This is a genomic window from uncultured Methylibium sp., assembly GCF_902826655.1.
In the GTDB taxonomy this organism is placed as follows: domain Bacteria; phylum Pseudomonadota; class Gammaproteobacteria; order Burkholderiales; family Burkholderiaceae_C; genus Methylibium.
Map to the genome: position 1 here is coordinate 5308 of NZ_CADEFR010000023.1, position 26234 is coordinate 31541.

At 69.2% G+C, this 26234-nt stretch carries 26 protein-coding genes; 10 read left to right on the forward strand and 16 right to left on the reverse strand.

Features of this window, described 5'->3' with window-relative positions; translation table 11 throughout:
- From folP to QZV97_RS11285, 3 genes are all read right to left on the reverse strand, one after another.
- Positions 1-923: dihydropteroate synthase (gene folP / locus QZV97_RS11275; protein ID WP_295641926.1), on the reverse strand; the 923-nt coding region annotated here is incomplete at its 3' end.
- 64 nt (positions 924-987) lie between these two features.
- A complete protein-coding gene (ftsH, locus tag QZV97_RS11280; protein ID WP_295641927.1) occupies positions 988-2907 on the reverse strand; it encodes an ATP-dependent zinc metalloprotease FtsH in 1920 nt (639 codons plus the stop codon).
- 177 nt (positions 2908-3084) lie between these two features.
- On the reverse strand, positions 3085-3738 hold the full coding sequence (locus tag QZV97_RS11285; protein WP_295641928.1) for an RlmE family RNA methyltransferase: 654 nt from the start codon (positions 3736-3738) through the stop codon (positions 3085-3087).
- 32 nt (positions 3739-3770) lie between these two features.
- On the opposite strand from QZV97_RS11285, the gene QZV97_RS11290 reads away from it, so the two are divergent.
- Positions 3771-4241 (forward strand): YhbY family RNA-binding protein, encoded by a 471-nt coding sequence (locus QZV97_RS11290; RefSeq protein ID WP_295641929.1) that lies wholly within the window; start codon positions 3771-3773, stop codon positions 4239-4241.
- 1 nt (position 4242) lies between these two features.
- Here the strand turns inward: QZV97_RS11290 and QZV97_RS11295 are convergent, their stop codons facing one another.
- From QZV97_RS11295 to carA, 5 genes are all read right to left on the reverse strand, one after another.
- Positions 4243-4929: a DUF502 domain-containing protein gene (locus QZV97_RS11295; protein ID WP_295641930.1), complete on the reverse strand. Its 687-nt coding sequence runs from the start codon at positions 4927-4929 to the stop codon at positions 4243-4245.
- Between the two features lie 36 nt (positions 4930-4965).
- On the reverse strand, positions 4966-5421 hold the full coding sequence (locus QZV97_RS11300) for a DUF4149 domain-containing protein (protein ID WP_295641931.1): 456 nt from the start codon (positions 5419-5421) through the stop codon (positions 4966-4968).
- A complete protein-coding gene (gene greA, locus QZV97_RS11305) occupies positions 5418-5894 on the reverse strand; it encodes a transcription elongation factor GreA (RefSeq protein WP_295641932.1) in 477 nt (158 codons plus the stop codon). Before greA ends, QZV97_RS11300 begins: the two co-directional genes overlap by 4 nt.
- Before the next feature lie 74 nt (positions 5895-5968).
- Positions 5969-9223, reverse strand: coding sequence for a carbamoyl-phosphate synthase large subunit (gene carB / locus QZV97_RS11310; RefSeq protein WP_295641933.1), 3255 nt, complete (start codon positions 9221-9223; stop codon positions 5969-5971).
- Between the two features lies 1 nt (position 9224).
- Complete coding sequence (carA, locus tag QZV97_RS11315) at positions 9225-10376, reverse strand: glutamine-hydrolyzing carbamoyl-phosphate synthase small subunit (RefSeq protein ID WP_295641934.1); 1152 nt, start codon at positions 10374-10376, stop codon at positions 9225-9227.
- A 222-nt stretch (positions 10377-10598) separates the two neighbouring features.
- Between carA and bfr the strand changes: the two genes are divergently transcribed.
- The 3 genes from bfr to QZV97_RS11330 all read left to right on the forward strand — a co-directional run bounded on the left by bfr (position 10599) and on the right by QZV97_RS11330 (position 11692).
- The gene (bfr, locus tag QZV97_RS11320) at positions 10599-11078 is read left to right on the forward strand and encodes a bacterioferritin (RefSeq protein ID WP_295641935.1); all 480 of its coding nucleotides are present in this window, start codon (positions 10599-10601) and stop codon (positions 11076-11078) included.
- 100 nt (positions 11079-11178) lie between these two features.
- Positions 11179-11400: a (2Fe-2S)-binding protein gene (locus QZV97_RS11325; protein WP_295641936.1), complete on the forward strand. Its 222-nt coding sequence runs from the start codon at positions 11179-11181 to the stop codon at positions 11398-11400.
- A gap of 79 nt (positions 11401-11479) precedes the next feature.
- On the forward strand, positions 11480-11692 hold the full coding sequence (locus QZV97_RS11330; protein ID WP_295641938.1) for a hemin uptake protein HemP: 213 nt from the start codon (positions 11480-11482) through the stop codon (positions 11690-11692).
- Positions 11693-11694: 2 nt separating this feature from the next.
- Here QZV97_RS11330 and QZV97_RS11335 read toward each other — a convergent pair whose 3' ends face one another.
- Positions 11695-12099 (reverse strand): heme-binding protein, encoded by a 405-nt coding sequence (locus tag QZV97_RS11335; RefSeq protein WP_295641940.1) that lies wholly within the window; start codon positions 12097-12099, stop codon positions 11695-11697.
- Positions 12100-12230: 131 nt separating this feature from the next.
- Between QZV97_RS11335 and QZV97_RS11340 the strand changes: the two genes are divergently transcribed.
- The gene (locus QZV97_RS11340) at positions 12231-12923 is read left to right on the forward strand and encodes a Bax inhibitor-1/YccA family protein (protein WP_295641942.1); all 693 of its coding nucleotides are present in this window, start codon (positions 12231-12233) and stop codon (positions 12921-12923) included.
- Between the two features lie 60 nt (positions 12924-12983).
- Here QZV97_RS11340 and rlmD read toward each other — a convergent pair whose 3' ends face one another.
- Complete coding sequence (gene rlmD, locus QZV97_RS11345) at positions 12984-14339, reverse strand: 23S rRNA (uracil(1939)-C(5))-methyltransferase RlmD (protein WP_295641944.1); 1356 nt, start codon at positions 14337-14339, stop codon at positions 12984-12986.
- Positions 14340-14392: 53 nt separating this feature from the next.
- On the opposite strand from rlmD, the gene QZV97_RS11350 reads away from it, so the two are divergent.
- On the forward strand, positions 14393-15064 hold the full coding sequence (locus QZV97_RS11350) for a glutathione S-transferase (RefSeq protein WP_295641946.1): 672 nt from the start codon (positions 14393-14395) through the stop codon (positions 15062-15064).
- Positions 15065-15082: 18 nt separating this feature from the next.
- On the opposite strand, the gene rpoS is transcribed toward QZV97_RS11350, so the two are convergent.
- The 4 genes from rpoS to surE are packed head-to-tail and all read right to left on the reverse strand — an operon-like array spanning position 15083 to position 18643.
- Positions 15083-16114: an RNA polymerase sigma factor RpoS gene (rpoS, locus tag QZV97_RS11355; protein WP_295641948.1), complete on the reverse strand. Its 1032-nt coding sequence runs from the start codon at positions 16112-16114 to the stop codon at positions 15083-15085.
- An 18-nt stretch (positions 16115-16132) separates the two neighbouring features.
- Positions 16133-17059 carry a peptidoglycan DD-metalloendopeptidase family protein gene (locus tag QZV97_RS11360; RefSeq protein ID WP_295641950.1) on the reverse strand — a complete coding sequence of 309 codons (927 nt, stop codon included), beginning with the start codon at positions 17057-17059 and terminating at the stop codon, positions 16133-16135.
- Between the two features lie 13 nt (positions 17060-17072).
- On the reverse strand, positions 17073-17882 hold the full coding sequence (locus tag QZV97_RS11365; RefSeq protein WP_295641952.1) for a protein-L-isoaspartate(D-aspartate) O-methyltransferase: 810 nt from the start codon (positions 17880-17882) through the stop codon (positions 17073-17075).
- Positions 17879-18643, reverse strand: coding sequence for a 5'/3'-nucleotidase SurE (gene surE / locus QZV97_RS11370; RefSeq protein ID WP_295641954.1), 765 nt, complete (start codon positions 18641-18643; stop codon positions 17879-17881). Before surE ends, QZV97_RS11365 begins: the two co-directional genes overlap by 4 nt.
- A gap of 97 nt (positions 18644-18740) precedes the next feature.
- Between surE and QZV97_RS11375 the strand changes: the two genes are divergently transcribed.
- From QZV97_RS11375 to QZV97_RS11390, 4 genes are all read left to right on the forward strand, one after another.
- Positions 18741-19718 carry an NADPH:quinone oxidoreductase family protein gene (locus QZV97_RS11375; RefSeq protein ID WP_295641956.1) on the forward strand — a complete coding sequence of 326 codons (978 nt, stop codon included), beginning with the start codon at positions 18741-18743 and terminating at the stop codon, positions 19716-19718.
- A 94-nt stretch (positions 19719-19812) separates the two neighbouring features.
- Positions 19813-20802 (forward strand): phosphate/phosphite/phosphonate ABC transporter substrate-binding protein, encoded by a 990-nt coding sequence (gene phnD / locus QZV97_RS11380; protein ID WP_295641958.1) that lies wholly within the window; start codon positions 19813-19815, stop codon positions 20800-20802.
- A 29-nt stretch (positions 20803-20831) separates the two neighbouring features.
- Positions 20832-21569 (forward strand): response regulator transcription factor, encoded by a 738-nt coding sequence (locus QZV97_RS11385; protein ID WP_295641960.1) that lies wholly within the window; start codon positions 20832-20834, stop codon positions 21567-21569.
- A gap of 22 nt (positions 21570-21591) precedes the next feature.
- A complete protein-coding gene (locus tag QZV97_RS11390; protein WP_295641962.1) occupies positions 21592-23901 on the forward strand; it encodes an ATP-binding protein in 2310 nt (769 codons plus the stop codon).
- 6 nt (positions 23902-23907) lie between these two features.
- Here QZV97_RS11390 and QZV97_RS11395 read toward each other — a convergent pair whose 3' ends face one another.
- Complete coding sequence (locus QZV97_RS11395; protein WP_295641964.1) at positions 23908-25242, reverse strand: mechanosensitive ion channel domain-containing protein; 1335 nt, start codon at positions 25240-25242, stop codon at positions 23908-23910.
- Between the two features lie 8 nt (positions 25243-25250).
- On the reverse strand, positions 25251-26192 hold the full coding sequence (locus tag QZV97_RS11400; RefSeq protein WP_295641966.1) for a histone deacetylase family protein: 942 nt from the start codon (positions 26190-26192) through the stop codon (positions 25251-25253).
- Between the last annotated feature and the right edge of the window lie 42 nt (positions 26193-26234).

The window sequence follows — 26234 nt, forward strand, 5'->3', positions numbered from 1 at the left end:
ACCGTGCCGCGGATGCCGTCGGTGCCGAAGTAGGTTCTGCTCATGGCCGGCGATTGTGCCCCTGCGGTCGCCGCCGCCGGCGCTGAGTCGGCCAGCCCGGCGGCTCGCCAGACCTTCAGCGCGTCGACCGTCGCGGCCACGTCGTGCACGCGGACGATGCGCGCCCCGTGCTGCACGGCCGCGAGCGCCGCGACGACGCTGGCAACGAGCCGCTCACTGACGTCGTCGCGACCGATCAGGCGGCCCAGCGTGCCCTTGCGGGACCAGCCGGCCAGCAGCGGCAGGCCCAGGTCGAGCAGCTCGCGCTGGCGCGCCAGCAGGGCCCAGTTGTGCTCGCTGCGCTTGCCGAAGCCGATGCCCGGATCGAGCACCAGGCGCCGGGCCTCGACGCCACGCGCCCGCACCGCGGCGACGCGCTCGCCGAGGAAGCCGCCGACCTCGTGAACGACGTCGTCGTACTGCGGGTCTCCGTCCTGCATGGAACGGGGCTCCATGCCGCGCATGTGCATCAGGCAGACGCCGCATGTCGCGTGGGCCGCCACCACGTCCAGCGCGCCCGGCTCACGCAGGGCCTTGATGTCGTTGACGATGTCGACGCCCAGGTCGAGCGCCGCGCGCATGACCTCGGGCTTGTAGCTGTCCAGCGAGACCGGAACGCCGAGCCCGACCGCCTCGCGCAGCACCGGCAGCACACGCGCCAGCTCGTCGTCGAGCGATACCGGATCGGCCCCGGGGCGGGTGGACTCGCCGCCGATGTCGAGCAGGTCGGCGCCCTCGCGCAACAGGCGCTCGCAGTGCGCGAGCGCGCCGCGCGTGCCGGCATGACGTCCACCGTCGGAGAACGAGTCCGGCGTGAGGTTGACGATGCCCATGACCCGGGGACGGGTCAGGTCGATCTCGTACCGGGTGGTGCGCCAGTGCATCGCAAGGCCTCGCCGCAAATGCGAGCGGGGCCGAAGCCCCGCCGCGATTCAGATGACCCGACGCTCAGACCGCCGCGGGCGCTCCATCGGTGCTGACGCCCGGCGAGCCGCCGCCGGCCCCGCCGTTGACGCCGGCCGCGCTGGCCGACGTCCAGTCCTTCGGCGGCCGCGGTGGCTTGCCGCCCATGATGTCGTCGATCTGGTCGGCGTCGATGGTTTCCCATTCGAGCAGCGCCTTGGCCATCGCATGCATCTTGTCCTGGTTGTCCTCGATCAGCTTGCGCGCCACCGTGTACTGCTCATCGATGATGCGGCGGATCACGGAGTCGACCTTGCGCATCGTCTCCTCGGACATGTTGGTCGTCTTCGTGACCGAGCGACCGAGGAACACCTCGCCCTCGTTCTCGGCATAGACCATCGGGCCGAGCTCGTCGGTCATGCCATAGCGCGTGACCATGTCGCGCGCCAGCTGCGTGGCGCGCTCGAAGTCGTTGCTGGCGCCGGTGGTCATCTGGTTCATGAACACCTCTTCGGCGATGCGGCCGCCGAACAGCACGCTGATCGTCGACAGCATCCGCTCCTTGTCCAGGCTGTAGCGGTCGCCTTCGGGCAGCTGCATCGTCACACCCAGCGCGCGGCCGCGCGGGATGACGGTGACCTTGTGCACCGGGTCGGTCTTGGGCATCAGGCGCGCCACCAGCGCGTGGCCGGCCTCGTGGTAGGCCGTGTTGCGGCGCTCTTCCTCGGGCATGACCATGGACTTGCGCTCGGGGCCCATCATGATCTTGTCCTTGGCCTTCTCGAAGTCGACCATCTCGACCACGCGCGCGCTGCGCCGCGCGGCGAAGAGGGCCGCCTCGTTGACCAGGTTGGCCAGATCGGCGCCGCTGAAGCCCGGCGTGCCGCGCGCCAGGATGTCGGCCCGGATGTCCTGGCCGATCGGCACCTTGCGCATGTGCACGTTGAGGATCTGCTCGCGGCCGCGCACGTCGGGCAAGGTCACGTAGACCTGCCGGTCGAAGCGGCCCGGACGCAGCAGCGCCGGGTCGAGGATGTCGGGCCGGTTGGTGGCCGCCATCACGATGACGCCGAGGTTGGTCTCGAAGCCGTCCATCTCGACCAGCATCTGGTTCAGCGTCTGCTCGCGCTCGTCGTTGCCGCCGCCCAGGCCGGCACCGCGATGGCGGCCGACCGCGTCGATCTCGTCGACGAAGATGATGCAGGGCGCGCTCTTCTTGGCCTGCTCGAACATGTCGCGCACGCGCGCCGCGCCGACGCCGACGAACATCTCGACGAAGTCGGAGCCCGAGATGCTGAAGAACGGCACCTTGGCCTCGCCGGCGATGGCCTTGGCCAGCAGCGTCTTGCCGGTGCCCGGAGGGCCGACCAGCAGCACGCCGCGCGGGATGCGGCCGCCGAGCTTCTGGAACTTCTGCGGGTCCTTCAGGAAGTCGACCAGTTCCTTGACCTCTTCCTTGGCCTCGTCGCAGCCGGCGACGTCGGCGAAGGTGGTCGTGTTGTTGGCCTCGTCGAGCATGCGCGCCTTGCTCTTGCCGAAGCTGAACGCGCCGCCCTTGCCGCCGCCCTGCATCTGGCGCATGAAGTAGATCCACACGCCGATCAGCAGCAGCATCGGCCCCCAGCTGAGCAGGATGCTCATCAGGATCGACGGCTCCTCGCGCGGCTTGACATCGAACTTGACGCCGTTGTTCAGCAAGTCGCCGACCAGGCCGCGGTCCAGGATGGTGGCGGTCGTGCGCAGGGTCTTGCCGTCGGTCGTCTGGGCGCGGATCTCGGTGGCGCCCATGCCGCCGTCCTGCAGCGTGACCGAGGCGATGCGCTTGCTCCGGACTTCCTCGAGGAAGTCGGAATACCCGATCTGGCCGCCGGCGGTCGCCGTCCGGTTGAACTGGTTGAACACGGTGAACAACACCAGTGCGATCACCAGCCAGACGGCGATCTTCGAGAACCATTGATTGTTCACCGCGGCTCCTTCACCGATATCGGCCCGAGATGGCCGTCCTGCCCTTGCAGCGCCGAACGCGCTCGCTCTCGCGGGAAATTGGGGACGAGTTTAGTCCAGTCAAGTCCTGGCGCCGATCGGCTTTGCGACGCCCGGCGATAGCTGGTGACCGCTCGTTTCAGCGGTTTCGCCCGCTTTTCACGCTTTCTTCGGACCGATGCCGACCAGAAAGGTTTCGGACGACCGGTCGCGCGAGGCCTTGGGCTTGATCGGCTTGACCACCCGGAAGCGCCTTTTGAAGAGTTCGACCAGCTGGCTGTAGCCGCTGCCGTGGAAGACCTTGCAGACCAGGGCGCCCTCGGGCCGCAGGTGGGCGCCGGCGAAGTCGACCGCCAGTTCGACCAGCAGCGCGACCCGGGCAGAGTCGGACGAGGCGATCCCGGACAGGTTGGGCGCCATGTCCGACACCACGACGTCCACCGGCCGGCCGCCGACCGCCGCCTCGAGCTGCGCCGCCACCGCCTCGTCGTGGAAGTCCCCCTGGATGAACTGCACGCCATCGACCGGCTCGAAGTCCAGCAGGTCGAGCGCGATGATGCTGCCGTTGAGCGCCCCGCCGCCCGGCGCCGCGAAGCGGCGGCGCAGGTACTGGCTCCAGGCGCCGGGCGCTGCCCCGAGGTCGACCACCAGCTGGCCGGGCCGGATCAGCCCCAGCGCCTCGTCGATCTCCTTGAGCTTGTAGGCGGCGCGGGCGCGATAGCCGTCCTTGTGCGCCATCTTCACGTAGGGGTCGTTGACATGGTCGTTCAACCACGCCTTGTTGACCTTCTTGCTTTTCGTCTTGACCTTCATCGGATGTCGATTGTCGCGTCGATAATCCGGGCATGCCTGCCCTTCAGCTCTCGCCTGCCCAACGCAAGTCCCACCGCGCGGACGCCCATCACCTCGATCCGGTCGTGATGATCGGCAGCGACGGGCTGACCCCGGCGGTGCTGAAGGAGACGAACACCGCGCTCAACGCCCACGGCCTGATCAAGCTGCGCGTGCTGTCCGACGATCGCGAGGGCCGCGAGCAGCTGCTCGCCGACCTGGCCGAGCGCCTGGACGCCGCGCCGATCCAGCACATCGGCAAGCTCCTGGTGCTGTGGCGCCCGCTGCCACCCAAGGAGAAGGTCGAGCGCGAGGATCGCAAGCCCGGGCCGAAGGTGGTCAAGATCCTCAAGTTCTCCAAGAGCGGCAACCATCGCGCGCAGGTCAAGAAGCTCACCGTGCTGGGCAACCAGCGCCTCACCGCCGGCGGCATCGTGAAGCGCGCCAAGAAGCGCGTCACCGGCAGCAAGAAGGCCGGCAGCTGAGTCAGCGCCGCCCCGGCTCCGCCGCAGCGGCTTGGGGCAGGTGTTCGCGCGACGTGACCCCCATCGACACGTAGATGCTGGTCAGCGCCTCGATGCCGATATCGGCCGGCGTGACCCAGTCCTGCGGCACGTAGATGAGGCCGCCGCCGACCGGCACCGGCGAGGTCGGCACCAGCACCGCGTGGCAGGCCACCCCGCCGACGAGCACCGGCTCGGCGCAGGACAACAGCCCCAGCACCGCCGCGCCGCCCGGCCCGCCGAAGTGGCACCACACGGGTCGCATCGACTGCAGCCCGTCGGCATCGCGCGGCCCCAGCAGATCGACCAGCCGCTGTGCGATGCCATAGATGCCGCGCACCACCGGGATGCGCTCGACCAGGGCGTCGACGGCCAGGCCGATCCATGCCCGCAGGCGCGTCTGCACCAGCAGCCCCAGCACGAAGACCGCCGCGGCGACGATCGCCAGCCCGATGAGGTAGCCGACCACCTCGGAGCTGTCGCCACGCAAGCCCAGCGCGACCAGCCCGCGCCCGACGAAGCTGCCTGGGCCGACGTACTCGAGCAGCAGCCGCAGCACCCACACGACGATCAGCAGCGTCGCCGCCAGCGGCAGCGCCGCCAGCAGGCCGGCCAGGAAGATGCCGGCGATCGTCGGTCGCGCCGGTGGGGTCGATCGGTCTTCGGGCATCGTTCGTTTCCTCCGGAGGCCGGCTCGGCGCCGCGGTCAGGGCCGGGCCGCTCGCCAGGCGAGCGCTGCAACGATCAGGGCCTTCAGCCCGAACAGGCCGCTGGCCGCCGCGTGCAGCGTCGCGAAGGACCAGACACCCTGCCCCGCGCGCGCCGCCTCCAGCATGGGTTGCAGCGCGTGGTGGCCCAGCACCGTGCAGAACAGCGCGCCCAGGATCAGCAGCAACTCTCCGCTGAAGCGCGACCCGCCTCCGCCCTGCGCCAGGCGTGCCGCGCGGGCGCGCTCGATCAGACCGAGCACGACGCACAGCAGCAGGCTGAGCTGGGCCTCGATCGCGAACAGACGACCCGCGACGCGCCCGGCCGACGGCCGATCGAGCAGCCCGAAGAGGCTGGGGGCCGCGACGGCCCCCAATGCCAGCATCAGCCCCAGCCACATCGCCGGAAGCAGGCGCCGCAGGCGCTCGGCGACGGCTGCGGCGCGCGCGCTCACCGGTAGCGGACGCCGACGATCTCGTAGCGCCGCGTGCCGCCGGGCGCCTGGAACTCGGCCACGTCGCCGGCCTCCTTGCCGATCATCGCGCGTGCGATCGGCGAGCTGACCGAGATCAGGCCCAGCTTCAGGTCGGCCTCGTCGTCGCCGACGATCTGGTAGGTCACCTGGGCACCCGAGGCCTCGTCCTCCAGGTCGACGGTCGAGCCGAAGACGACCCGACCTCCGGCATCCAGCGTCGCCGGGTCGATGACCTGGGCGGCCGCGAGCTTGCTCTCGATCTCGAGGATGCGGCCTTCGATGAAGCCCTGCTTGTCCTTGGCGGCCTCGTACTCGGCGTTCTCCGACAGGTCACCCTGGGCGCGAGCCTCCGCGATCGCCTGGATCACGGCGTGGCGATCGACGGACTTCAGGCGCTGGAGCTCTTCCTTGAGCTTCTCGGCGCCGCGTTTGGTGAGCGGTATCGTGGCCATCGCGTTCTCTTGCATTGCAGCGCAAAAAATTCAGCCGCCCCGGGAAGCCGGGGCGGCCGACGTTTTGCGCGAGTCTAGTGGAGTTCCGCGTGCAGTTCCTGCAGGGAAAGCACGGTCAGTTCGTCGTCGACCTTCAGGGCCTCGACCGCGGCCTCGCAGCCGGCCATCGTCGTGTAGTAGCTGACGCGCTGAGCCAGCGCTGCCGTGCGGATGTAGCGGGAATCGGCGATCGCGGTGCGGGTCTCGTCCACCGTCGTGAACACGAGCTGGATCTCCCCGGCCTTGATCATGTCAGCGATGTGCGGACGACCGTCCTTGACCTTGTTCACGGTGCGCACCGGCACCCCGGCCGCCGCGATGGCGACTGCCGTGCCGCGCGTGGCCGCGATCTCGAAGCCGAGCGCCTGCAGATCGACGGCGATCTTCGCCGCGCGCTCCTTGTCGCCCTTCTTCACGGTGATCACCACCGTCCCCTTCGCCGGCAGTTTCGAGCCGGCGCCCAGCTGGCTCTTCAGCATCGCCTCGCCGAAGCTGCGGCCCGCACCCATGACCTCGCCGGTCGAGCGCATCTCGGGACCGAGGATGGGATCGACACCGGGGAACTTGTTGAACGGGAACACCGCCTCCTTCACGCTGAAGTAAGGCGGCACGATCTCGCGCGGCGGCCGGCCGCCCAGCCCGCGCTGGCTAGCGATCTTCTGACCCACCATGCAGCGTGCCGCGATCTTGGCCAGCGGCTGCCCGGTCGCCTTGCTGACGAAGGGCACGGTCCGGGAAGCGCGCGGGTTGACCTCGAGCACGTAGACGACCGCCGCATCGCCCTCGCCCTGGATCGCGAACTGCACGTTCATCAGGCCGACGACCTTGAGTGCGCGGGCCATCAGCGCGGTCTGGCGACGCAACTCGTCCTGCAGCGCGGCACTCAAGGCATACGGCGGCAACGAGCAGGCCGAGTCGCCGGAGTGCACGCCAGCCTGCTCGATGTGCTCCATGATCGCGCCGATCATCACGTCCTCGCCGTCGCAGATGCAGTCGACGTCGACTTCCACCGCGTCGTCGAGGAAGCGGTCCAGCAGCACCGGCGACTTCTCGGAGACGCGGACCGCCTCGCGCATGTAGCGCTCGAGGTCCTTGTCGCCGTGCACGATCTCCATCGCGCGGCCACCCAGCACGTAGCTCGGCCGCACCACGAGCGGGTAGCCGATCTCCTGCGCCTGCACCAGGGCCTGCTCCTCGGTGCGCGCGGTGCGGTTCGGCGGCTGCCTCAGCCCCAGCGTGTGCAGCAGCTGCTGGAAACGCTCGCGATCCTCGGCGATGTCGATGCTGTCGGGACTGGTGCCGATGATGGGGACGCCGGCCCGCTCAAGGTCCAGCGCCAGCTTCAGCGGCGTCTGGCCGCCGTACTGCACGATCACGCCGACGGGCCTTTCCTTGTCGACGATCTCGAGCACGTCCTCGAGCGTCACCGGTTCGAAGTAGAGACGATCGGAGGTGTCGTAGTCGGTCGAGACCGTCTCCGGATTGCAGTTGACCATGATGGTCTCGTAGCCGTCCTCGCGCATCGCGAGCGCGGCATGCACGCAGCAGTAGTCGAACTCGATGCCCTGGCCGATGCGGTTGGGACCGCCACCGAGCACCATGATCTTCTTGCGGTCCGACGGCTCGGCCTCGCACTCCTCGTCGTAGGTCGAGTACATGTAGGCTGTCTGCGTCGCGAACTCTGCCGCGCAGGTGTCGACGCGCTTGTAGACCGGCCGCACGCCCTGGGCGTGGCGCAAGGCACGCACCTCGTGCTGGTTGCTGCCCAGCAGCTTGCCCAGGCGCTTGTCCGAGAAGCCCTGGCGCTTGAGGACACGCATCTCCTCCTTCGACAGACTGCTCAGTGCGCGACCGGTCAAGGCCTGCTCGGCGCCGACGATCTGCTCGATCTGCGCGAGGAACCAGGGGTCGATCGCCGTCTCCTCGAACACCTCGGCGCGCGTCATGCCGAGGCGGAAGGCATCGGCGACGAAGAGGATGCGCTCGGGACCGGGCTCGCCGATCTCCTCGATGATCTCGTCCCGGTCGCGGCTGCGCTCGGTCAGCCCGTCGATCCCGGTCTCCAGGCCGCGCAGCGCCTTCTGGAAGCTCTCCTGGAAGGTACGGCCCATCGCCATCACCTCGCCGACCGACTTCATCTGCGTGGTCAGGTGCGGATCGGCGGCCGGGAACTTCTCGAACGCGAATCGCGGGATCTTGGTGACGACGTAGTCGATGCTGGGCTCGAAACTCGCCGGCGTCGCGCCGCCGGTGATGTCGTTGCGCAGTTCGTCGAGCGTGTAGCCGACGGCCAGCTTGGCCGCGACCTTGGCGATCGGGAAGCCGGTCGCCTTGGATGCCAGCGCGGAGCTGCGGCTCACGCGCGGGTTCATCTCGATCACGACCATGCGCCCGTCCTTGGGGTTGATCGAGAACTGAACGTTGCTGCCGCCGGTGTCGACGCCGATCTCGCGCAGGATCGCGATCGACGCGTTGCGCATCAGCTGGTACTCCTTGTCGGTCAGCGTCTGCGCAGGTGCCACGGTGATCGAGTCGCCGGTGTGGATGCCCATCGGGTCCAGGTTCTCGATCGCGCACACGATGATGCAGTTGTCGGCCTTGTCGCGCACGACCTCCATCTCGAACTCGCGCCAGCCGATCAGCGACTCCTCGATCAGCAACTCGCGGGTCGGCGAGAGGTCGAGGCCGCGCTTGCAGATCTCCTCGAACTCGTCGGGGTTGTAGGCGATGCCGCCGCCGGTGCCGCCGAGCGTGAAGCTGGGGCGGATCACCATCGGAAAGCCGGTGCCACCGATCTCGCGCGTGATGCGGCGCTGGACTTCGAGCGCCTCGTCCATCGAGTGCGCGATGCCGCTCTTGGCCGAGTGCAGCCCGATGCCGGTCATCGCGTCCTTGAACTTGAGGCGGTCCTCGGCCTTCTCGATCGCGTGCTGGTTGGCGCCGATCATCTCGACGCCGTACTTCGCCAGCACGCCGTGCTGGTGCAGATCGAGTGCGCAGTTGAGCGCGGTCTGGCCGCCCATCGTCGGCAGGACGGCGTCCGGGCGCTCCTTGGCGATGATCTTCTCGACCACCGACCAGGTGATCGGCTCGATGTAGGTCGCGTCGGCCATGTCCGGGTCGGTCATGATCGTCGCCGGATTGCTGTTGACGAGGATGACGCGGTAGCCCTCCTCGCGCAGCGCCTTGCAGGCCTGCGCGCCCGAGTAGTCGAACTCGCAGGCCTGGCCGATGACGATCGGCCCGGCGCCGATGATGAGGATGGACTTCAGGTCGTTGCGCTTGGGCATCTCAGTGTTTCTCCATCAAGGCAACGAAACGGTCGAACAGGTAGCCGATGTCGTGCGGACCCGGCGAGGCCTCGGGATGCCCCTGGAAGCAGAACGCCGGCTTGTCGGTGCGCGCCAGGCCCTGGAGCGTGCCGTCGAAGAGGCTGATGTGCGTGGGCCGCAGCGTCGACGGCAGGCTCTTCTCGTCGACCGCGAAGCCATGGTTCTGGCTGGTGATGCTGACGCGGCCGGTGTCGAGGTCCTTGACCGGGTGGTTCGCGCCGTGATGGCCGAACTTCATCTTGAAGGTCCTCGCGCCGGATGCCAGCGCGAGGATCTGATGACCCAGGCAGATGCCGAAGGTGGGCAGGCCGGTGTCGATCAGCTGTCGCGTCGCCTCGATGGCGTAGTCGCAAGGCTCCGGGTCCCCGGGGCCGTTGCTGAGGAAGATGCCGTCGGGCTTGAGCAGCAGCACTTCGGCGGCCGGCGTGGTGGCGGGCACGACAGTGACCTGGCAGCCGCGGCTCGCCAGCATGCGCAGGATGTTGCGCTTGACGCCGAAGTCGTAGGCGACCACATGGAACCTGGGAGCCTGCTGCTGCCCGTAGCCGGCACCGAGCTGCCACTCGGTCTCTGTCCAGGCATAGGGCATCGCCGCGCTGACGACCTTGGCGAGATCGAGGCCGGCCATGCTGGGCATGGCCTTCGCCAGCGCGCGGGCTTCCTCGATATGCGTCGGCGTGGCCGCAACCCCCGCGGGCAGAGCCAGGATGCAACCATTCTGCGCTCCGCGAGTGCGCAGCAGGCGGGTCAGGCGGCGGGTGTCGATGTCGGCAATCGCCACCGTGCCCTCGTCGCGCAGGTACTGCGCCAGCGTCCGGGTGCTCCGGAAACTCGATTCGACCTGCGGCAGGTCCCGGATGATCAAGCCGGCGGCGTGGACCTTCGTGGACTCGACGTCTTCGTCGTTGATGCCGGTGTTGCCGATGTGCGGGTACGTCAGCGTGACGATCTGGCGGCAATAGCTCGGGTCGGTCAGGATCTCCTGGTAGCCCGTGAGCGCCGTGTTGAAGACCACTTCGCCGACCGTCTGTCCGGTCGCGCCGATGGAAAGTCCTTTGAAGACCGTGCCGTCTGCAAGTACGAGGAGGGCGGAAGGCAGATCTGGCAGCACGGGGTTCTCCGTTGTGCACGCGCCGGACTCCGCTCGTCGAAGAGCGTCATTCGGTGGTGATCCTCGGGGGAGACGGTGCTGTCTCGGGAGCGAGAGTCTGCGCGAGCGGGGTCGGTGCGGGTAAACCTGTAAATTATAGCCGTGGGCCCGCGCTCGACGCACCGTCCGTCCCGTGGTGCGGAGATCATCATCAAGACCGCTACATCGCTCCCAGGAGGATCCATGAAAGGCGACACCAAGGTCATCGCGCACCTCAATGCGCAGCTGAAGAACGAGCTCACGGCCATCAACCAGTACTTCATGCACTACCGGCTGATGAAGCACTGGGGCTACGACCGCCTCGCGAAGAAGGAGTACGAGGAGTCGATCGGCGAGATGAAGCATGCGGACAAGCTGATGGACCGCATCCTGATGCTCGACGGCCTGCCCAACCTGCAGGACCTCGGCAAACTGCTTATCGGCGAGGACCTCGTGGAAGCCATGCGCGGCGACCTGAAGCTGGAGCAGGCGGCCCAGAAGACGATCAAGGAGGGCATCGCGCACTGCGAGTCGGTCCGCGACTATGTCTCGCGCGAGGTGCTGCAGGGCATCCTTGACGACACCGAGGAGCACATCGACTTCCTGGAGACGCAGTTGGGCCTGGTCGACCAGGTCGGGCTGCAGAACTACCTGCAATCCCAGATGGGCGACGTCACCTCTTGAAGCCAGGCGCCGGGGAGCGAAGACCTTCCCGGCGGGATGGGGCTTGTATTGCGAATCATTCCTATTTATAGTGAGGCCATCGGACTTCGACCAGCCTCCCATGATCGTCTGCGTCTGTCACCGCATTTCCCACCGTGAGATCGAGCGCCACGCGCTGGCCTGCGACAACTTCGACGAGTTGCAGCTGAACACCGGCGTCGCCACCGGCTGCGGCCGCTGCGGCGACTGCGCGCGTTCGGTGTTCGACGAAGTCCGCCAGATCTCCGTATGCCCCGGCGCTGCACGCGGCGCGGGCCTGCAGCATGCCGTCGCCCTGGCCTGAAGCGCATGTGGTGCCTGGCCTGCTTGCCAATCGTGGTCCTGGGGGCTTGGTGGGTGCTGCGACAACCGTGAGCCGATCGATGAGCGCAATCCCTTGCCATGGAGCAGAGGCAGTGGCCGGCAACCCGCCACCTGCCCCGGTCCGCAGCGCCTCTCCGCCCACGACATCTGCCGCGTCACCAGTGCCCAGCACGACCCTGCTGCAGGGCCGCAGCGTGGTCCAGATCGAGCACAACGGTGCGCTGTATCAGTTGCGCAGCACGCGGCTCGGCAAGCTGATCCTCACCAAGTAGCTTCAGCCGAGGGCGGCGATTCCGGCGCGGGCAATTTGTGCGTCCTCCGACGACTTCACGCCGCTGACGCCAACCGCGCCGACACATTGGCCCTGCACCATGATCGGCACGGCTCCCTCCAGCATGCCCTGCAACTGCGGCGCGCTCAGGAACGACGTCCGACCCTGGTTGATCATCTCCTCGTAGACCTTGCTCTCACGCCGCCCGAGTGCCGCCGTATGGGCCTTGGCCGGCGCAATGTGAGCCGAGGCAGGCGCCGCGCCGTCCAGGCGCTGCAGCCAGAGCAGATGGCCGCCGTCGTCGACGATGGCGATCGTGACGGCCCATTGATGGGCCAGGGCCTCGGCTTCGGCCGCCGCCGCGATGCGCTTCAGGTCGTCCAGGGTCAGGCAGGGCTTGGTCAGCATGGCAGCCTCTCGGTCAAGGAACCACGACTCTATCCGTCGCCGCCGCGCGAATCGGCTGTCAAGGTGCCAGCTGGAACTACAATGCAGCTGTCAGCTCCAAGCCAGCATTCTTCTCCCTAGGAGGTTTCCGCATGAACGAGATCCTGCAGAACGGTTACGGCGGTTCGACGGCCCTGGCCGGTGAGCGCAACCGCGTCCTGCGCAACACCTACTGGCTGCTCGCCCTGTCGCTGGTCCCCACGGTGATCGGCGCCTGGGTCGGCGTGGCGACGGGCTTCAGCTTCTTCGCCGGCAGCCCCTTCATCGGCTTCCTGCTCTTCATGGGCATCGCCTTCGGCTTCTTCTTTGCGATCGAGAAGTTCAAGAACTCCGGCATCGGCGTCGCGCTGTTGCTGGCCTTCACCTTCTTCATGGGGCTCATGCTGTCGCGGCTCATCGGTGCGGTGCTGGGCTTCAGCAACGGCGCTTCGCTGATCGCCTTCGCCTTCGGCGGCACCGCCGTGGTGTTCTTCGGCATGGCATCGCTGGCCACGACGATCAAGCGCGACCTGTCCGGCATGGGCAAGTGGCTGATGGTCGGTGCGATCGGCATCATCGTGGCCGCTGTCGCCAACATCTGGCTGCAGATGCCGGCGCTGATGGCGACGATCTCGGCGCTGGCCGTCGTGATCTTCTCGGCCTTCATGCTCTACGACATCAAGCGCGTGATCGACGGCGGCGAGACGAACTACGTCACCGCGACGCTGGCAATCTACCTGGATGTCTACAACGTGTTCCAGAGCCTGCTGAGCCTGCTCGGCATCTTCGGCGGCGAGCGCGAGTAGCACGGCGCTTCGCTGGACGAAAAGGCCCCGCGCAGCGGGGCCTTTTTTCTTGCCGGCGGCTCAGGAGCGCTCGAACACCGCGATGCTCTCCACGTGCGCCGTGTGCGGGAACATGTTGATCGCGCCCGCCAGCGCGCACCGGTAGCCAGCCTGGTGCACCAGCAGGCCGGCGTCGCGCGCAAGGGTCGCCGGGTTGCAGCTGACGTAGACGATGCGCGACGGCGGCGCCCAACCAGGCACCAGACCCGGGTCCTGCGCTGCGTCAGCGACCGCCTTCACCAGCGCGAAGGCACCTTCTCGCGGCGGATCGACCAGCCACTTCTCGGCGACGCCGTAGCTCGCCACATCGGTCGGCGTCAACTCGAACAGATTGCGCGCTTCGAAACGGGTCCGTCCTTCCAGCCCATTGCGAAGCGCGTTCTCGCGCGAGCGAGCCACGAGGGCTTCGCTGCCCTCGACGCCGAGCACGTCTCGCGCCTGCGTCGCCAGGGGCAGCGTGAAGTTGCCCAGTCCGCAGAACCAGTCGATCACGCGCTCGCCAGGCTGGACTTCCAGCAGCCGCAGGGCTCGCACCACGAGGGCGCGGTTGATCGCGTGGTTGACCTGGGTGAAGTCGGTCGGCTTGAACGGCATCACGACGCCGAACTCGGGGAGCGCGTAGGCCAGCTCGCCCGGTGCCTGGTCGAGCCGACGCACGGAGTCCGGTCCCTTTGCCTGCAGCCACCACTGCACGCCATGAGCGGCCCCGAAGTCGCGCAGCCGTGCCAGGTCCGGATCGCTGAGCGGCTCCAGGTGGCGCAGCACCAGGGCCGTGACCAGGCCCTCGAGGCCTTCCCCGATCGCCACCTCGATCTGGGGCAGGCGATCGCGGCCATCCATGGCAGCGATCAGCTCGCGCAGCGGCATCAGCATGCCGCTCAGGTGCGGCGGCAGGACCTCGCAGTGCGTCATGTCGGCGACGTAGCTCGACTTGCGCTCATGGAAGCCGACCAGCACCTTGCCCTTCTTGACCACGTGGCGTACCGACAGCCGTGCCCGGTAGCGATAGCCCCAGGTCGGCCCCTCGATCGGTCGCAGCATGCGTTCCGCCCGGACCTTGCCGAGATGCCAGAGGTTGTCCTCGAGCACGCGCTGCTTCACCGCGACCTGCGCAGCGACGTGGAAGTGCTGCATCTTGCAGCCCCCGCAGGTGCCGAAGAACTCGCAGCGCGGCGTGACCCGTTGTGAACTCTCGCGCCGCAGCGCCCGCATTGCGGACTGCTCCCAGTTGTTCTTGCGGCGACTCACGCTCACCTGCACCTGCTCGCCAGGCAGCGCGCCCTCGACGAACACCACCTTGCCTTCGGTGTTGCGCGCCACGCCCTGCGCCTCGAGATCCAGGGACTCGATCGTCAGCCATTCATCCTGTGCCGTCATGCGCCGATTATCCCGGTGCGACTGTCGTCATCGCGTGCTGTAATCCCGTCGCCATGATCACCGTCCATCACCTCAACAACTCGCGCTCGCAGCGCGTGCTGTGGTTGCTCGAGGAGCTCGGCCTGCAGTACGAGGTCAAGCGCTACCAGCGCGATCGCAAGACCATGCTCGCTCCGCCCGAGTTGCTGGCGGTGCACCCGCTCGGCAAGTCGCCGGTCATCAGCGACGGCGCGCTCGTGCTGGCCGAGTCCGGCGCCATCCTCGAGTACCTGGTGGCCCGCTACGGCCCCGGCCGCCTGGCGCCGCAGCCCGGCACGCCGGCTCACATGCGCTATATCTACTGGATGCACTTCGCCGAAGGCTCGGCGATGCCGCCATTGCTGATGAAGCTGGTGTTCGACCGCATCGAGCGCGCGCCGATGCCTTTCTTCGCCAAGCCGATCGCCCGCTCGATCGCCGGCAAGGTCAAGGCCATGATGGTCGAACCCAACATCAAGCGTCACCTCGACTTCATGGAGAACGAGCTGGCGCAAGGCCCCTGGTTCACCGGCGAGCAGTTCACGGCGGCCGACATCCAGATGAGCTTTCCGCTCGAAGCTGCCGCGACGCGCGGCGGGCTCGACGCAGGCCGCCCGCGACTGACGCAGTTCCTCTCGCGCATCCACGCGCGACCTGCCTACCTCCGCGCCCTCGAGACCGGCGGCCCCTACGAGCTGATGCGCTGACGGCGCCGAGGCGCTGACTCAGAAGATCGAGTCGCGGTTCACGCCGTTGCGCGCCATCCGGCGCTTGAGCTTGAGCAGCGCCTCCTGCTGGATCTGGCGGATGCGCTCCCGGGTCAATCCCAGGCGTTCGGCCAGCACCTCCAGCGTCTCGGGCTCGCGGTCGTGCAGTCCGTAGCGGCCGGTCAGGACTTCGCGCTCGCGTTCGCTCAGTTCGTCCAGCCCGTGCTGCAGCAGCACGTCGAGCTCATGGCTCAGGGTGTGCCCCATCGGGTCGGCGGCCTGATCGTCGGCCACCATGTCGATCACGGTCTCGGCGCCGTTGCCGCTGTTCTGGCGCTCGAGCGGCGCGTCCAGCGACGTGGGTTGCTCGGCATAGCGCAACAGATCGCTGACCTCGGCCGCGGTCCGGCCGACCGCCGACGCGATGTCCTCGACGCGCACCGCGCGGCCCTCCGTGCCCGCCGCAGCATCGGCCTCGAGCGCGCGGCGCGCCTTGAGGACCTGGTTGAGCTCGCGCACGACGTGCACCGGCAGCCGCACGAGGCGTGCCTGATGCATGATCGCCCGCTCGATGCTCTGGCGGATCCACCACGACGCATAGGTCGAGAAGCGGAAACCCCGGTCCGGCTCGAACTTGCCGATCGCGTGCATCAGCCCGAGGTTGCCTTCCTCGATCAGGTCGGTCATCGGCAGGCCGCGACTCAGGTAGTTCTTCGCGATGCTGACCACCAGCCGCAGGTTGCGCTCGATCATCTGCTGCCGGGCGGCGAAGTCGCCGGCGCGCGCGCGAGTCGCCGTCGCGAACTCCTCCTCGGGCGTCAACAGCGGTGCGCGCCGGATCTCGCGCAGGTAGGTCTGGAGAGTGTTGCCGACCTCGCCCTCGCCGGCCGCCAGCGGCGCGACTTCGCGCGCGACGTCGGCGGGCTCCTCACTGCCGGGCAGTGCAGCCAGATCCTCGTCGGTCGGCTCGAGGGGGAGCGGCGGGGTCGGATTCGCCGCCACCTCCGCAAGCGCGTGCCCGTTGAGTGTGGGGCGCGTGCGCTTGCTCATGATCTTGGCGTCCGTCGCTCAGCGCGGCGGCAGCAGCCTGACGGGATCGATCGGCTTGCCCTGCTTGCGGATCTCGAAGTGCAGCTGCACCCGCTCGGCATCGGTCGATCCCATCTCGGCGATCTTCTGCCCGCGCTTCACCGGCTGATCCTCCTTCACCACCAGCGCCTGGTTGTGCGCGTAGGCCGTCAGGTAGGTGCTGTTGTGCTTCACGATCACCAGATTGCCATAACCGCGCAGACCGGAACCGGCATAGACCACACGACCGTCCGCCGCTGCCACCACAGGGTCGCCGGCCTTGCCGCCGATCACCACGCCCTTGCTGCGCACCTCGTCGTAGCCCGCCAGCACGGTACCACCGGCCGGCCAGGCCCAGCTCAGTTCGTCGTCGTCGCGGCTCGCCGGTGCCGTCGGCGCGGCTGCGGGTGCAGGTGCCGGCGCCGCGGGTGCCGCGGAGGCGCCGGCCTGCGGCGCCGATGCCGCAGGCGGCTTTGCGTCGAGCGGCCGCGGCTCCACCTTGGCGACCGCCACCGGTCGCGTCGCCACCGCACCGGGATCGACATTCGGCGGCACGACGCGCAGCACCTGGCCGACCTCGAGCGCATTGGCGTTGTCCATCCCGTTCCAGCGCTGGATGTCGCGCCAGTTCTGGCCGGTCTCCAGCCCGATGCGGATCATCGTGTCGCCGGGCTTGACGCTGTAATAGCCCGGCTTGCCGGCGTTCTCGGCGCCCGGCAGGACCTTGGGCGGTTCCGCAACCGGCGTGTTGGGCACCGCTGCAGCACCTGCCGCTGCGGCCGCGGCCGGGCTGCGCGTGGTGCGATCCTCCACCGGTGGCACGCGGAGAATGGTCGGTGCGCAGGCGCTCAGCGACCCGAGCAGCAGCAGCCACACCGCTCCCCGCAGCGCGGAGCCGCCCGTGGCAAATCGAAAGCTCAAGAGCATGCGTCGCGTCCGTTCAATCGATGCCGGATTTTAAGGGGACGAACCGCACCGGCTCGTGAAAGGCACGGCGCAGCGCTCCGTCAAGTAGCCGGTCGATGACTACCAGCACCTGCCCGCCGTTGCGCACGTCGTGCATCGGTGCCACCAGCCGCCCCCCGGGCGCCAGTTGGTCCAGCCAGGGCGACGGCACGTCCTCGCCACCGGCGGCGGCGATGATCCCGTCGTAGGGGGCGTTGGGCGCGTGGCCGACGCGGCCGTCACCGTAGACCAGGCGCAGGTTGTCGAGCCGTTGCGCCGCCAGGTTGGCGCGCGCCTTGTCGTGCAGCGGCTTCAGCCGCTCGATGGAGACGACCTGCCTCGCCAGCGCGGCGAGTACCGCGGCCTGGTACCCACAGCCGGTGCCGATCTCCAGCAACCGGGGCCGCGTGGCCGGCGGCAGCGGCGCGAGCAGCAGTTCGATCATGCGCGCCACCACCGACGGCTTGGAGATCGTCTGTCCCAGGCCGATCGGCAGGCTGGTGTCCTCGTAGGCCTGGTTGGCCAGGGCCGTGTCGACGAAGGCATGCCGCGGCACCGCGCGCATCGCCGCCAGCACGCGGGCGTCACGCACGCCCTCGGCCTGCAGACGCGCGAGCATGCGCTCGCGCACGCTGTGCGAGTCCAGTCCCAGGCCGGCTGGCGTGGCGCGTCGCTCGCGATCGAGTGCGGCGTCGCGCACGGGCCGCTGCGGCCTCAGCAGGGGCGCCGCCCTGGCTGTCGGCCGGGTGTCGACCTGGTCGAGTCGCAGCGGGAACTTCGGCGCGCGGCCGCTGCCCTCGCTCATCGCGCCGCCCCGGCGTCGCGATGCAGCCATGCCGACCAGGCCGGCAGCGCCCCGTGGTCGGTGAGATCGACCTGCAGCGGCGTCACCGACACGTGACCCTGTGCGACCGCATGGAAGTCGGTGCCCTCACCGGCTTCGCGCGCGTTGCCGGCCGCGCCGATCCAGTAGATCGGCTCGCCTCGGGGGTTGCTCTGGCGGATCACCGGCTCGCTCGCGTGCCGCCGGCCCAGCCGCGTGGTGCGGATCGGCAGCAAGGCGTCATGCGGCCGGTCGGGGATGTTGACGTTGAGCAGCCAGGGGCCGGCAGCCGGCGGCTGCTCGACGACCTGGGCGATCAGCCGGCGCGCCACCTGCGCGGCACTGTCCAGGTGCTTCCAGCCCTTCTCGGCCAGCGAGAAGGCGATCGACGGAACGCCGAAGAGATAACCTTCCATAGCCGCCGCGACCGTGCCGGAGTACAGCGTGTCGTCGCCCATGTTGGCGCCGTTGTTGATGCCCGAGACCACCAGGTCGGGGCGTTGCTCCAGCAGGCCGGTCAGCGCGACGTGCACGCAGTCGGACGGCGTGCCGTTGAGGTAGCGGTAGCCGTTGGCCGCGGTCCAGACGGACAGCGGCCGCTGCAGGGTCAGCGCGTTGGAGGTGCCGCTCGAGTTCTGCTCCGGCGCCACCACGTCGATCTCGCCGAGACCGCGGCAGGCCTCGACCAGGGCCGCCAGTCCCGGCGCCAGATAACCATCGTCGTTGGACACCAGGATGCGCATCGTCCGATTGTAGGGAGCGCCTGCGTCGCATCGGCGACGGAACGACGCCGTCGCGCTGCCTATCATCGCCGGCATGGCGCACCGAGGAGACACGACCATGCATGCCTGGCTCTGCGAGAACCCGATCGGCCCCGAAGCCCTGAAGTGGACCGAACTGCCCACGCCGCAGCCCAAGGCCGGGGAGGTGCGCGTCGCCGTGCGCGCGGCCAGCCTCAACTTCCCCGACCTGCTGATCGTGCAGAACAAGTACCAGATGAAGCCGCCGCTGCCCTTCGTGCCGGGCTCGGAGTTCTCGGGCGTGGTCGAAGCCGTCGGCGAGGGCGTCGGCCATCTGCAGCCGGGCATGGCCGTGGCGTCCTTCGGCGGACTCGGCGGCTTCGGCACGCAGGTGTGCGTCAACGCCGCGCTCGCGATGCCGCTGCCACCGGGCTTCGCCTTCGACGATGCCGCGGCCTTCCTCTGCACCTACGGCACGACCCACCATGCGCTGATCGACCGCGGCCAGCTGAAGGCCGGCGAAACGGTGCTGGTGCTGGGCGCGGCCGGCGGCGTCGGCACCGCGGCGATCCAGATCGCGAAGGCCGCGGGCGCGATCGTGATCGCCGCCGCCTCGACCGACGAGAAATGCGCGCTGTGCAAGCAGCTGGGCGCCGACGCGACGATCAACTACGCCCAGGGCGACCTGCGTGAGCAGATCAAGGCCGCCACTGCCGGCAAGGGGCCGGACATCGTCTACGACCCGGTCGGCAGCGACCTGGCCGAGCCGGTGTTCCGCTCGATCGGCTGGCGCGGCCGCTATCTCGTCATCGGCTTTGCCGGCGGCAGCATCCCGGCCCTGCCGCTCAACCTGACGCTGCTCAAGGGCGCCTCCATCGTCGGCGTGTTCTGGGGCGACTTCGCACGCCGCGAACCGAAGAACAATGCCGGAGCGCTGGCCGAACTGGCTGCCTGGTATGGCCAGGGCAAGATCAAGCCGGTGATCGAGCGCAAGCTCGCGATGCAGGATCTGCCGCGCGCCTTCGAGCTGATGGCCGCACGGCAGGTGCGCGGCAAGCTGGTGCTGACCGTCGACTGACACGCCGCCCCCCGTCGGAGTGCCCTCCGGCGAGCCATCGGCCGCCGAGGGCTGCGGTGCACAATCGCGCCCTGCCCGCCCCAGGACGCCGACCTTGCGACGAACCCTGCTCAAGCTCCCCCTGCTGGCCCTGGCCGGCGCGGCGGGGCGCGCCTTCGCGCAGGACCGTCCCTCCTACGCCTTCGGCGTCATCACGACCACCAGCGTCAGCGAGACCAAGCTCGCCTGGGACCCGTTCTTCGAAGCCATGCGACGCAGCACCGGGCTGGACGTGCGCGGCATCTACCCGGCCACCTACGAGGAAGCCGTCGATGCGGTCGTCAGCAACCTCGCGCAGCTGGCCTGGGTCTCCAACAAGGCGGCGCTCGACTGCATCGAGCGCGCCAACGTCGAGGTCTTCGCCCAGCTCGTCGACTCGGCCGGTGCGCTGGGCTACCGATCGCTGATCGTGGCACGGCGCGACGCCTCGCTCGGCTCGGTCGAGCAACTGCTCGGCAAGCCGCGCAGCTGGCGGTTCGCGATGGGCGAGCGCAGCTCGACGTCCGGCGCGGTGATGCTCGAATACGCACTGTTCGTGCCGCGCAACATCAAGCCCGAGGAACACTTCCTGACGCTGCTGCGCGGCACCCATGCCCAGGCCCTCGACGCCGTGCTGTCGGGCCAGGTCCACGCCGCCACCTACAACACCGAGGAACTGCACCGCCTGCGCGAGCAGGCACCGCACAAGGCCGCGCAGGTCAAGACGCTCTGGGAGTCGGCGATGATCCCGAAGGACCCGCTGCTGTGGCGGCGCGACCTGCCGCTGTCGGTGCGCAACCGCATCGCGGCCTTTGTCTTCGGCGTCGGCAAGACGGTGGAGGAGAAGGTCATGCTCAAGCGCATGTTCGACCTGGCCGGCTTCAAGCGGTCGACCAACCAGCAGCTGAAGTTCGTGCTGGACATCGAGGACTTCCGCCAGCGCTCGGAGGTGCTGCTCGATGTCCGCATGAGCGAGCCGCAGAAGAACGAGCGCCTCGCCGACCTGCGCGAGCGCTACAACCGTCTGTCGACCGCGGTGCAGGCCGGCGTCGAAGCCGGCCGCTAGCGGCCCGGCACGCGTTTGAGGAGAGCACGATGGCTGTCAAGGTGTTGATCGTCGAGGACAACCCGGTGGCGCGGCACTTTCTCGTGCGCGTGGTCCGCGAGAGCTTCTCGGACGTCACCGGCATCACCGAGGTCAGCGACCTCGCCGGCGCCCGGCGCGCCCTGGGCGTCGGCGGACTTGCCGGCCCGCCGCCGGGCAGCGAGCCGTTCAAGCTGGTGCTGGTGGATCTCGAGCTGCCGGACGGCAACGGCCTGGAGCTGCTGACCGAGATGGCCGGTCACGGCGCCACCAAGATCGTCACGACGCTGTATTCCGACGACGACCACCTCTTCCCGGCGCTGCAATGCGGCGCCGACGGCTACCTGCTCAAGGAAGACCGGTTCGAGGTGCTCGTCGAGGAGCTCCAGAAGATCGTGCGCGGCCAGCCGCCGCTGTCGCCGGCCATCGCGCGTCGGCTGCTGTCGCACTTCCGGTTGTCCGACTCCGGATCGATGCCGCTGGACGCGCCGATCGCGCCGGGCGACTTCCAGCCCGCGCGCAGCATCGCGCCGCCGGTCTATGCCGAGCCCGATCACGAGCGCCTGACGCCGCGCGAGACCGAGGTCCTGACCTACCTCAGCAAGGGCTTCACGATCAAGGAGATCGCCGGGCTGATGGGCATCAAGTGGTTCACCGTCAACGACCACATCAAGGCGATCTACCGCAAGCTCAACGTGTCCAGCCGCGCCGAGGCCGCGGTGCTGGCCAGCAAGCAGGGCCTGGTCTGACGCGGGGCGACGCGACGCGCCGATGAGCACCCTGCCTCCGGCGTCCGCGAACCGGCCTTCGCCGACGCGTGACCGACGCGGCGCCTACCGCGGCAGCGGCCGCGGCGACGGCGGCGACTCCAGCCTCGACACCGGCGTCCTCGAGCAATGGCTGCCGTCGCGGGTGCGGCACTCGCGCTGGCTCGGCTGGCGGCTGCGAGCCCTGGTCGCGCTGGCGCTGTGCGGCTGCGTCGGCCTGTTCCTGCTGACGCGCATGCTCGCAGCGCAGCCGTCGATCGACGCCAGCTGGCGCGCCAATCCGCAAGGGCAGCTCGAGCTCGCGGCCAGCGGCGACCCGGCGCTCGCGCCCTTCGTGGGCCGGGCGCTGCTGGGCGTGATGGGCGGCGACAACCGGATCGCCGTGCTCGATCCGCTGGTGCTGCAGCGCTCGCCGCGCTGGCTGCCCGACGACGCCGAGCGCGCCCGCCATCGCGAGCTGCACGCGCAACTGCACGCTGCGCTGTCGCAGCAACCGGTGCGGCTGTACTTCGCCGACGGCGGCACGGCCGAGCTCAAGCTGGGCCCGCGCGGCAGCCTCCACCTGGGCTTGCTCTACTGGCTGCTGGCCGGCCTGGCCCTGGTGCTGTATCTCATCGCGATGGTGGTGGTGCTGGTCCGTCCGACGCTGCGCAACACCCTGTACGCGCTGATGGCGCTGGCGCAGAGCGGCAACCTGCTGTTCATCGCCTCGGCCAGCACGCTCGACCTCGCGCTGCCCGCCGGTTTCGCGAGCTGGGAGATGCGGGCCAGGATGCTGTTCGACCTGGTCACCGCCGCAGCCATCGCGCACGCCGCGGCTGTGCACCCGCGCCGCCTCCCCTACGCCAGCGCGATGGCCGTGCTGGCCTGGGGCACGGTGGTCGCGCTGGTCGTGCTGGAGCAGTGGCACCAGCTGCCTTCGGCCTGGTGGTGGACCCAGGGCGCCGGCGCGGCGCTCGGTCTGGCCGCGATCGCCCTGCTCGGCTGGTCCTACCGCATCGAGCCGCACCCGTACGCGATGGTGCTGCGGCGCTTCGGCATCATCACCGTCGGCACCTGGATCCTGCTGACGGCCGCCGTCGCCGCAGTGAGCCAGCAAACCGGCCCGCAGTACGGGATCGCGATCGTCGGGTCGATGATCTGGGTCGTGTTCCTGGCTTCGCTGCTGCTGCTGGTGCCCTTCCTGGCCAAGTCGCAGCAGGTGCTGCGCGAGTTCTCGCTGCTCGCCGGCATCAGCACCGTCGCCACCTCGCTCGACCTGCTGTTCGTCGCCGCGTTCTCGTTCGGCCAGTTCACGTCGATCACGCTGTCGGTGTTCCTGGCGCTGGGCCTCTACGCCGGCGCGCGCCAGTGGATGCTCAACCAGCTGCGCGGCAGCCGCATGCTGACGATGGAGCGCCTGTTCGAGCGCCTCTATCGCATGGCGCGCGAAGTCGAGGCCCACCCCGAGCGCGCCTCGCGGTCGCTGCTGGGCCTGCTGCGCGAGTTGTTCGAGCCGCTGGAAGCCGGCGTCGCCGCCAAGGCCAGCCGTCGCGCCCGCGCCAGCGGCGACGGTTCGACGCTGGCCGTGCCGGTGCCCGACCTCAGCCGCGTCAGCGGCCGGGCCGACGAGACGCTGGTCCTGCGCTTCTCGCACCGCGGCCGGCGACTCTTCACCGAGGAAGACGCGCGCCTCGCCGACCGCATCGTCGACCAGCTCAAGCGCGCCGTCGCCTTCGACCAGGCCGTGGAACGCGGGCGCAGCGAGGAACGCAGCCGCCTCGCGCAGGACCTGCACGACGACATCGGCGCACGCCTGCTGACGCTGATGTACCAGGCCCGCAGCCCGGAGCAGGAGGAGTACATCCGCCACACCCTGCAGGACCTGAAGACCCTGACGCGCGGCCTCGCCGTCAGCAGCCATCGGCTGTCGCATGCCGCCGGCGAGTGGAAGGCCGATCTCGGCCAGCGCCTGCAGCTCGCCAACATCAGGCTGGACTGGCAGGCACGCCTGGACCGCGACACCGAACTCAACGTGGTGCAGTGGTCGGCGCTGACGCGCATCCTGCGCGAGCTCGTCAGCAATGCGATCGCCCACGCGCAGGCGACGCAGCTGCTGATCACACTGGACCTGCAGGACGACAGCCTCGAGCTGCTGGTCCGCGACAACGGCCACGGCCACAACCCGCAGGTCTGGGCTCACGGCCTGGGTCTGGGTGGGGTGCGCAAGCGCGTCAAGCAGCTCGGCGGCGACGTCGAGTGGCGCGAGGCGGTGCCGAGCGGCATCGAGTGCCGCGTGCGCTTCGCGCACTGGTCGCAGGCCGCGAGCGGCTGAGGCGTCTCAGTCGGCGGCCGCGGCGGCGGCGCCCGGGTCGGCCGGCCCCGCGCCGCCCAGGTGGTGCATCACCCGCTGCGGGAACGGGATCTGGATGCCCTCGGCGTCCAGCACGCGCAGGATCGCGAGGTTGACTTCGGAGCGCAGGTTGGACTGTCCGTTGACCGGGTCGGCGTTCCAGTACCAGATCGTCAGCTCCAGCCCGTCGGCGGCGAAGTTGTTGAGGTGCACGGACGGGCTGCGTTCCTCGTCCTTCGGCATGCGGTCGATGGTGCGGATCGCCGCCACCAGCTTGGGCTGCAATGCGGCGATGTCGGTGCCGTAGGCGACCTGCACCGTCGTCGAGCTGAGGATGGCCTGGTCGCTGAGCGACGCGTTCTCGACGCGCTGCGTGATCAGCAGTTCGTTCGGCACGATCGACTCGCGCCCGCTCGCGGCCCGGATCACGGTCGCCCGGGTGTTGATGTCGGTGATGCGCCCTTCGAAGCCGTCGACCTTGACCAGGTCGCCGATGCGCAGCGAACGCTCGGCCAGGATCACGAAGCCGCTGACGTAGTTGGCGGCCAGCTTCTGCAGCCCGAAGCCCAGGCCGACGCCGATCGCGCCGCCCAGCACGCTGAGCGCCGTCAGGTCGATGCCCGCCGCCGACAACGCCAGCAGCAGGCCGACGAAGAGCAGCAGCGCCCGCGTCAGGTTGGCCGCCATCTTGCGCACCGACAGGTTGGCGAGCTGGCCCTTGAGCAGGCGCGTCTCGATCGCCGCGCTGACCCACAGGGCCAGCATCAGGACGATCACGGCGTTGAACACGCCTTCCAGCAAGGCACGCAGGCTGATCCTGCTGCTGCCGAGCTTCCAGCTGATGGCGTCCAGCTCCTCCATCACCATCGGCAGCACGCCGGTGACCCAGAGGATCAGCCCGATCCACACGCCCCAGGACAGCCAGCGCTCGGCGATGCGCACGAACTCCGACGCCGGGAAAGCCGCGCGCAGCACGCGCACCGCCAGACGGATCATCGCCAGCGCGAACAGCAGCGCGACCGCGAGCTTCATCACCGCCGGCGGCACGCCCGCCAGCACGGTGTGGCGCGCCAGCACCGCGAAGCCCAGCGCCAGCAGCGGGAACAGCGCGCCGTCGACCAGCTTCTCGCCGAACAGCACCGAGTGCCTGTCCGCGATGCTGCGGCCGCGCAGCAGCCGTGTCACGGCCCAGGCCAGCAGCAGACAGCCGGCCAGGACGGCCAGCTCGATCAGCGCACTGCTGCTCAGCAGCGACCGACCCAGCGCTTCCAGCTCGGCCGGCGTCATCGGCCGGGCGATCGGGGACGAGGCAGCGGCGTCCATCGGCGGCGTCAGGTCCCCAGCCCCGCCAGCACGCGCACGTGGGTCGCCACGCTGCGCGCCAGCGCGCCGAGGTTGTAGCCGCCCTCCAGGCAGGAAACGATGCGCCCCTTCGCGTGTCGTTCGGCCAGGGTCTTGAGCCGCTGCGTGATCCAGGCGTAGTCGGCCTCGACCAGTCCCATCTGGCCCAGGTCGTCATCGCGGTGGGCGTCGAAGCCGGCCGAGATGAAGATCATCTGCGGCTTGAAGGCCTCGAGCCGCGGCATCCAGTCCTTGTCGATCAGGTCGCGCACCGCCGGCCCCTTGGTGTAGGCAGGCACCGGCACGTTGACCATGTTGGTGCCTTGCGGCACGCCGCCCGAATGCGGATAGAAGGGATGCTGGAAGTAGCTGACCATCAGCACGCGCTCGTCGCCGGCGATGATGTCCTCGGTCCCGTTGCCGTGGTGCACGTCGAAGTCGACGATGGCCACGCGCTGCAGGCCGCGCACGTCGAGGGCGTGGCGCGCCGCGATCGCCACGTTGTTGAGGAAGCAGAAGCCCATCGCCTGCCGGCGAGTCGCATGGTGGCCGGGCGGCCGCACCGCGCAGAAGGCGTTCTCGGCCTCGCCGTCGATGACCGCGTCGGTGGCCGCCACGGCGGCGCCGGCCGCACGCAGGGCGGCCTCCCAGGTGCCGGGCCCGGCGCTCGTGTCGGGGTCCAGCGCGCGGCGCCGGCCGCTGGCTTCGACCTGCTTCATCGCGTCGCGCAGTTCGGCGATGTAGCCGGCCTCGTGCGCGCGGCTCAGCTGCGCGTCCTCGGCCCGGGGCGCATCGCGCATCAGCAGCGCCAGGTCGAGGCTGGTCGCGCGCAGATGGTCGGAGATGGCGTCGAGCCGCTGCGGGCTCTCGGGGTGGCCGGGACCCATGTCGTGGAGCCGGCACGCGGGGTGGGAGTAGTAGGCGGTCGCCATCCGTCTTTGTCTTTCGTGGTCTCCGGCGGCACGGCTTTCGGC

Coding starts and splice junctions, on each gene's coding strand:
- QZV97_RS11350 (WP_295641946.1), top strand. CDS start 14,393: ATGATCACCGTCCATCACCTCAACAACTCGCGCTCGCAGCGCGTGCTG.
- QZV97_RS11395 (WP_295641964.1), bottom strand. CDS start 25,242: ATGGACGCCGCTGCCTCGTCCCCGATCGCCCGGCCGATGACGCCGGCC.
- QZV97_RS11390 (WP_295641962.1), top strand. CDS start 21,592: ATGAGCACCCTGCCTCCGGCGTCCGCGAACCGGCCTTCGCCGACGCGT.
- QZV97_RS11385 (WP_295641960.1), top strand. CDS start 20,832: ATGGCTGTCAAGGTGTTGATCGTCGAGGACAACCCGGTGGCGCGGCAC.
- rpoS (WP_295641948.1), bottom strand. CDS start 16,114: ATGAGCAAGCGCACGCGCCCCACACTCAACGGGCACGCGCTTGCGGAG.
- QZV97_RS11365 (WP_295641952.1), bottom strand. CDS start 17,882: ATGAGCGAGGGCAGCGGCCGCGCGCCGAAGTTCCCGCTGCGACTCGAC.
- bfr (WP_295641935.1), top strand. CDS start 10,599: ATGAAAGGCGACACCAAGGTCATCGCGCACCTCAATGCGCAGCTGAAG.
- QZV97_RS11295 (WP_295641930.1), bottom strand. CDS start 4,929: ATGCCCGAAGACCGATCGACCCCACCGGCGCGACCGACGATCGCCGGC.
- carB (WP_295641933.1), bottom strand. CDS start 9,223: ATGCCCAAGCGCAACGACCTGAAGTCCATCCTCATCATCGGCGCCGGG.
- QZV97_RS11400 (WP_295641966.1), bottom strand. CDS start 26,192: ATGGCGACCGCCTACTACTCCCACCCCGCGTGCCGGCTCCACGACATG.
- QZV97_RS11360 (WP_295641950.1), bottom strand. CDS start 17,059: ATGCTCTTGAGCTTTCGATTTGCCACGGGCGGCTCCGCGCTGCGGGGA.
- QZV97_RS11330 (WP_295641938.1), top strand. CDS start 11,480: ATGAGCGCAATCCCTTGCCATGGAGCAGAGGCAGTGGCCGGCAACCCG.
- rlmD (WP_295641944.1), bottom strand. CDS start 14,339: ATGACGGCACAGGATGAATGGCTGACGATCGAGTCCCTGGATCTCGAG.
- QZV97_RS11325 (WP_295641936.1), top strand. CDS start 11,179: ATGATCGTCTGCGTCTGTCACCGCATTTCCCACCGTGAGATCGAGCGC.
- QZV97_RS11290 (WP_295641929.1), top strand. CDS start 3,771: ATGCCTGCCCTTCAGCTCTCGCCTGCCCAACGCAAGTCCCACCGCGCG.
- QZV97_RS11340 (WP_295641942.1), top strand. CDS start 12,231: ATGAACGAGATCCTGCAGAACGGTTACGGCGGTTCGACGGCCCTGGCC.
- QZV97_RS11335 (WP_295641940.1), bottom strand. CDS start 12,099: ATGCTGACCAAGCCCTGCCTGACCCTGGACGACCTGAAGCGCATCGCG.
- surE (WP_295641954.1), bottom strand. CDS start 18,643: ATGCGCATCCTGGTGTCCAACGACGATGGTTATCTGGCGCCGGGACTG.
- QZV97_RS11285 (WP_295641928.1), bottom strand. CDS start 3,738: ATGAAGGTCAAGACGAAAAGCAAGAAGGTCAACAAGGCGTGGTTGAAC.
- greA (WP_295641932.1), bottom strand. CDS start 5,894: ATGGCCACGATACCGCTCACCAAACGCGGCGCCGAGAAGCTCAAGGAA.
- QZV97_RS11375 (WP_295641956.1), top strand. CDS start 18,741: ATGCATGCCTGGCTCTGCGAGAACCCGATCGGCCCCGAAGCCCTGAAG.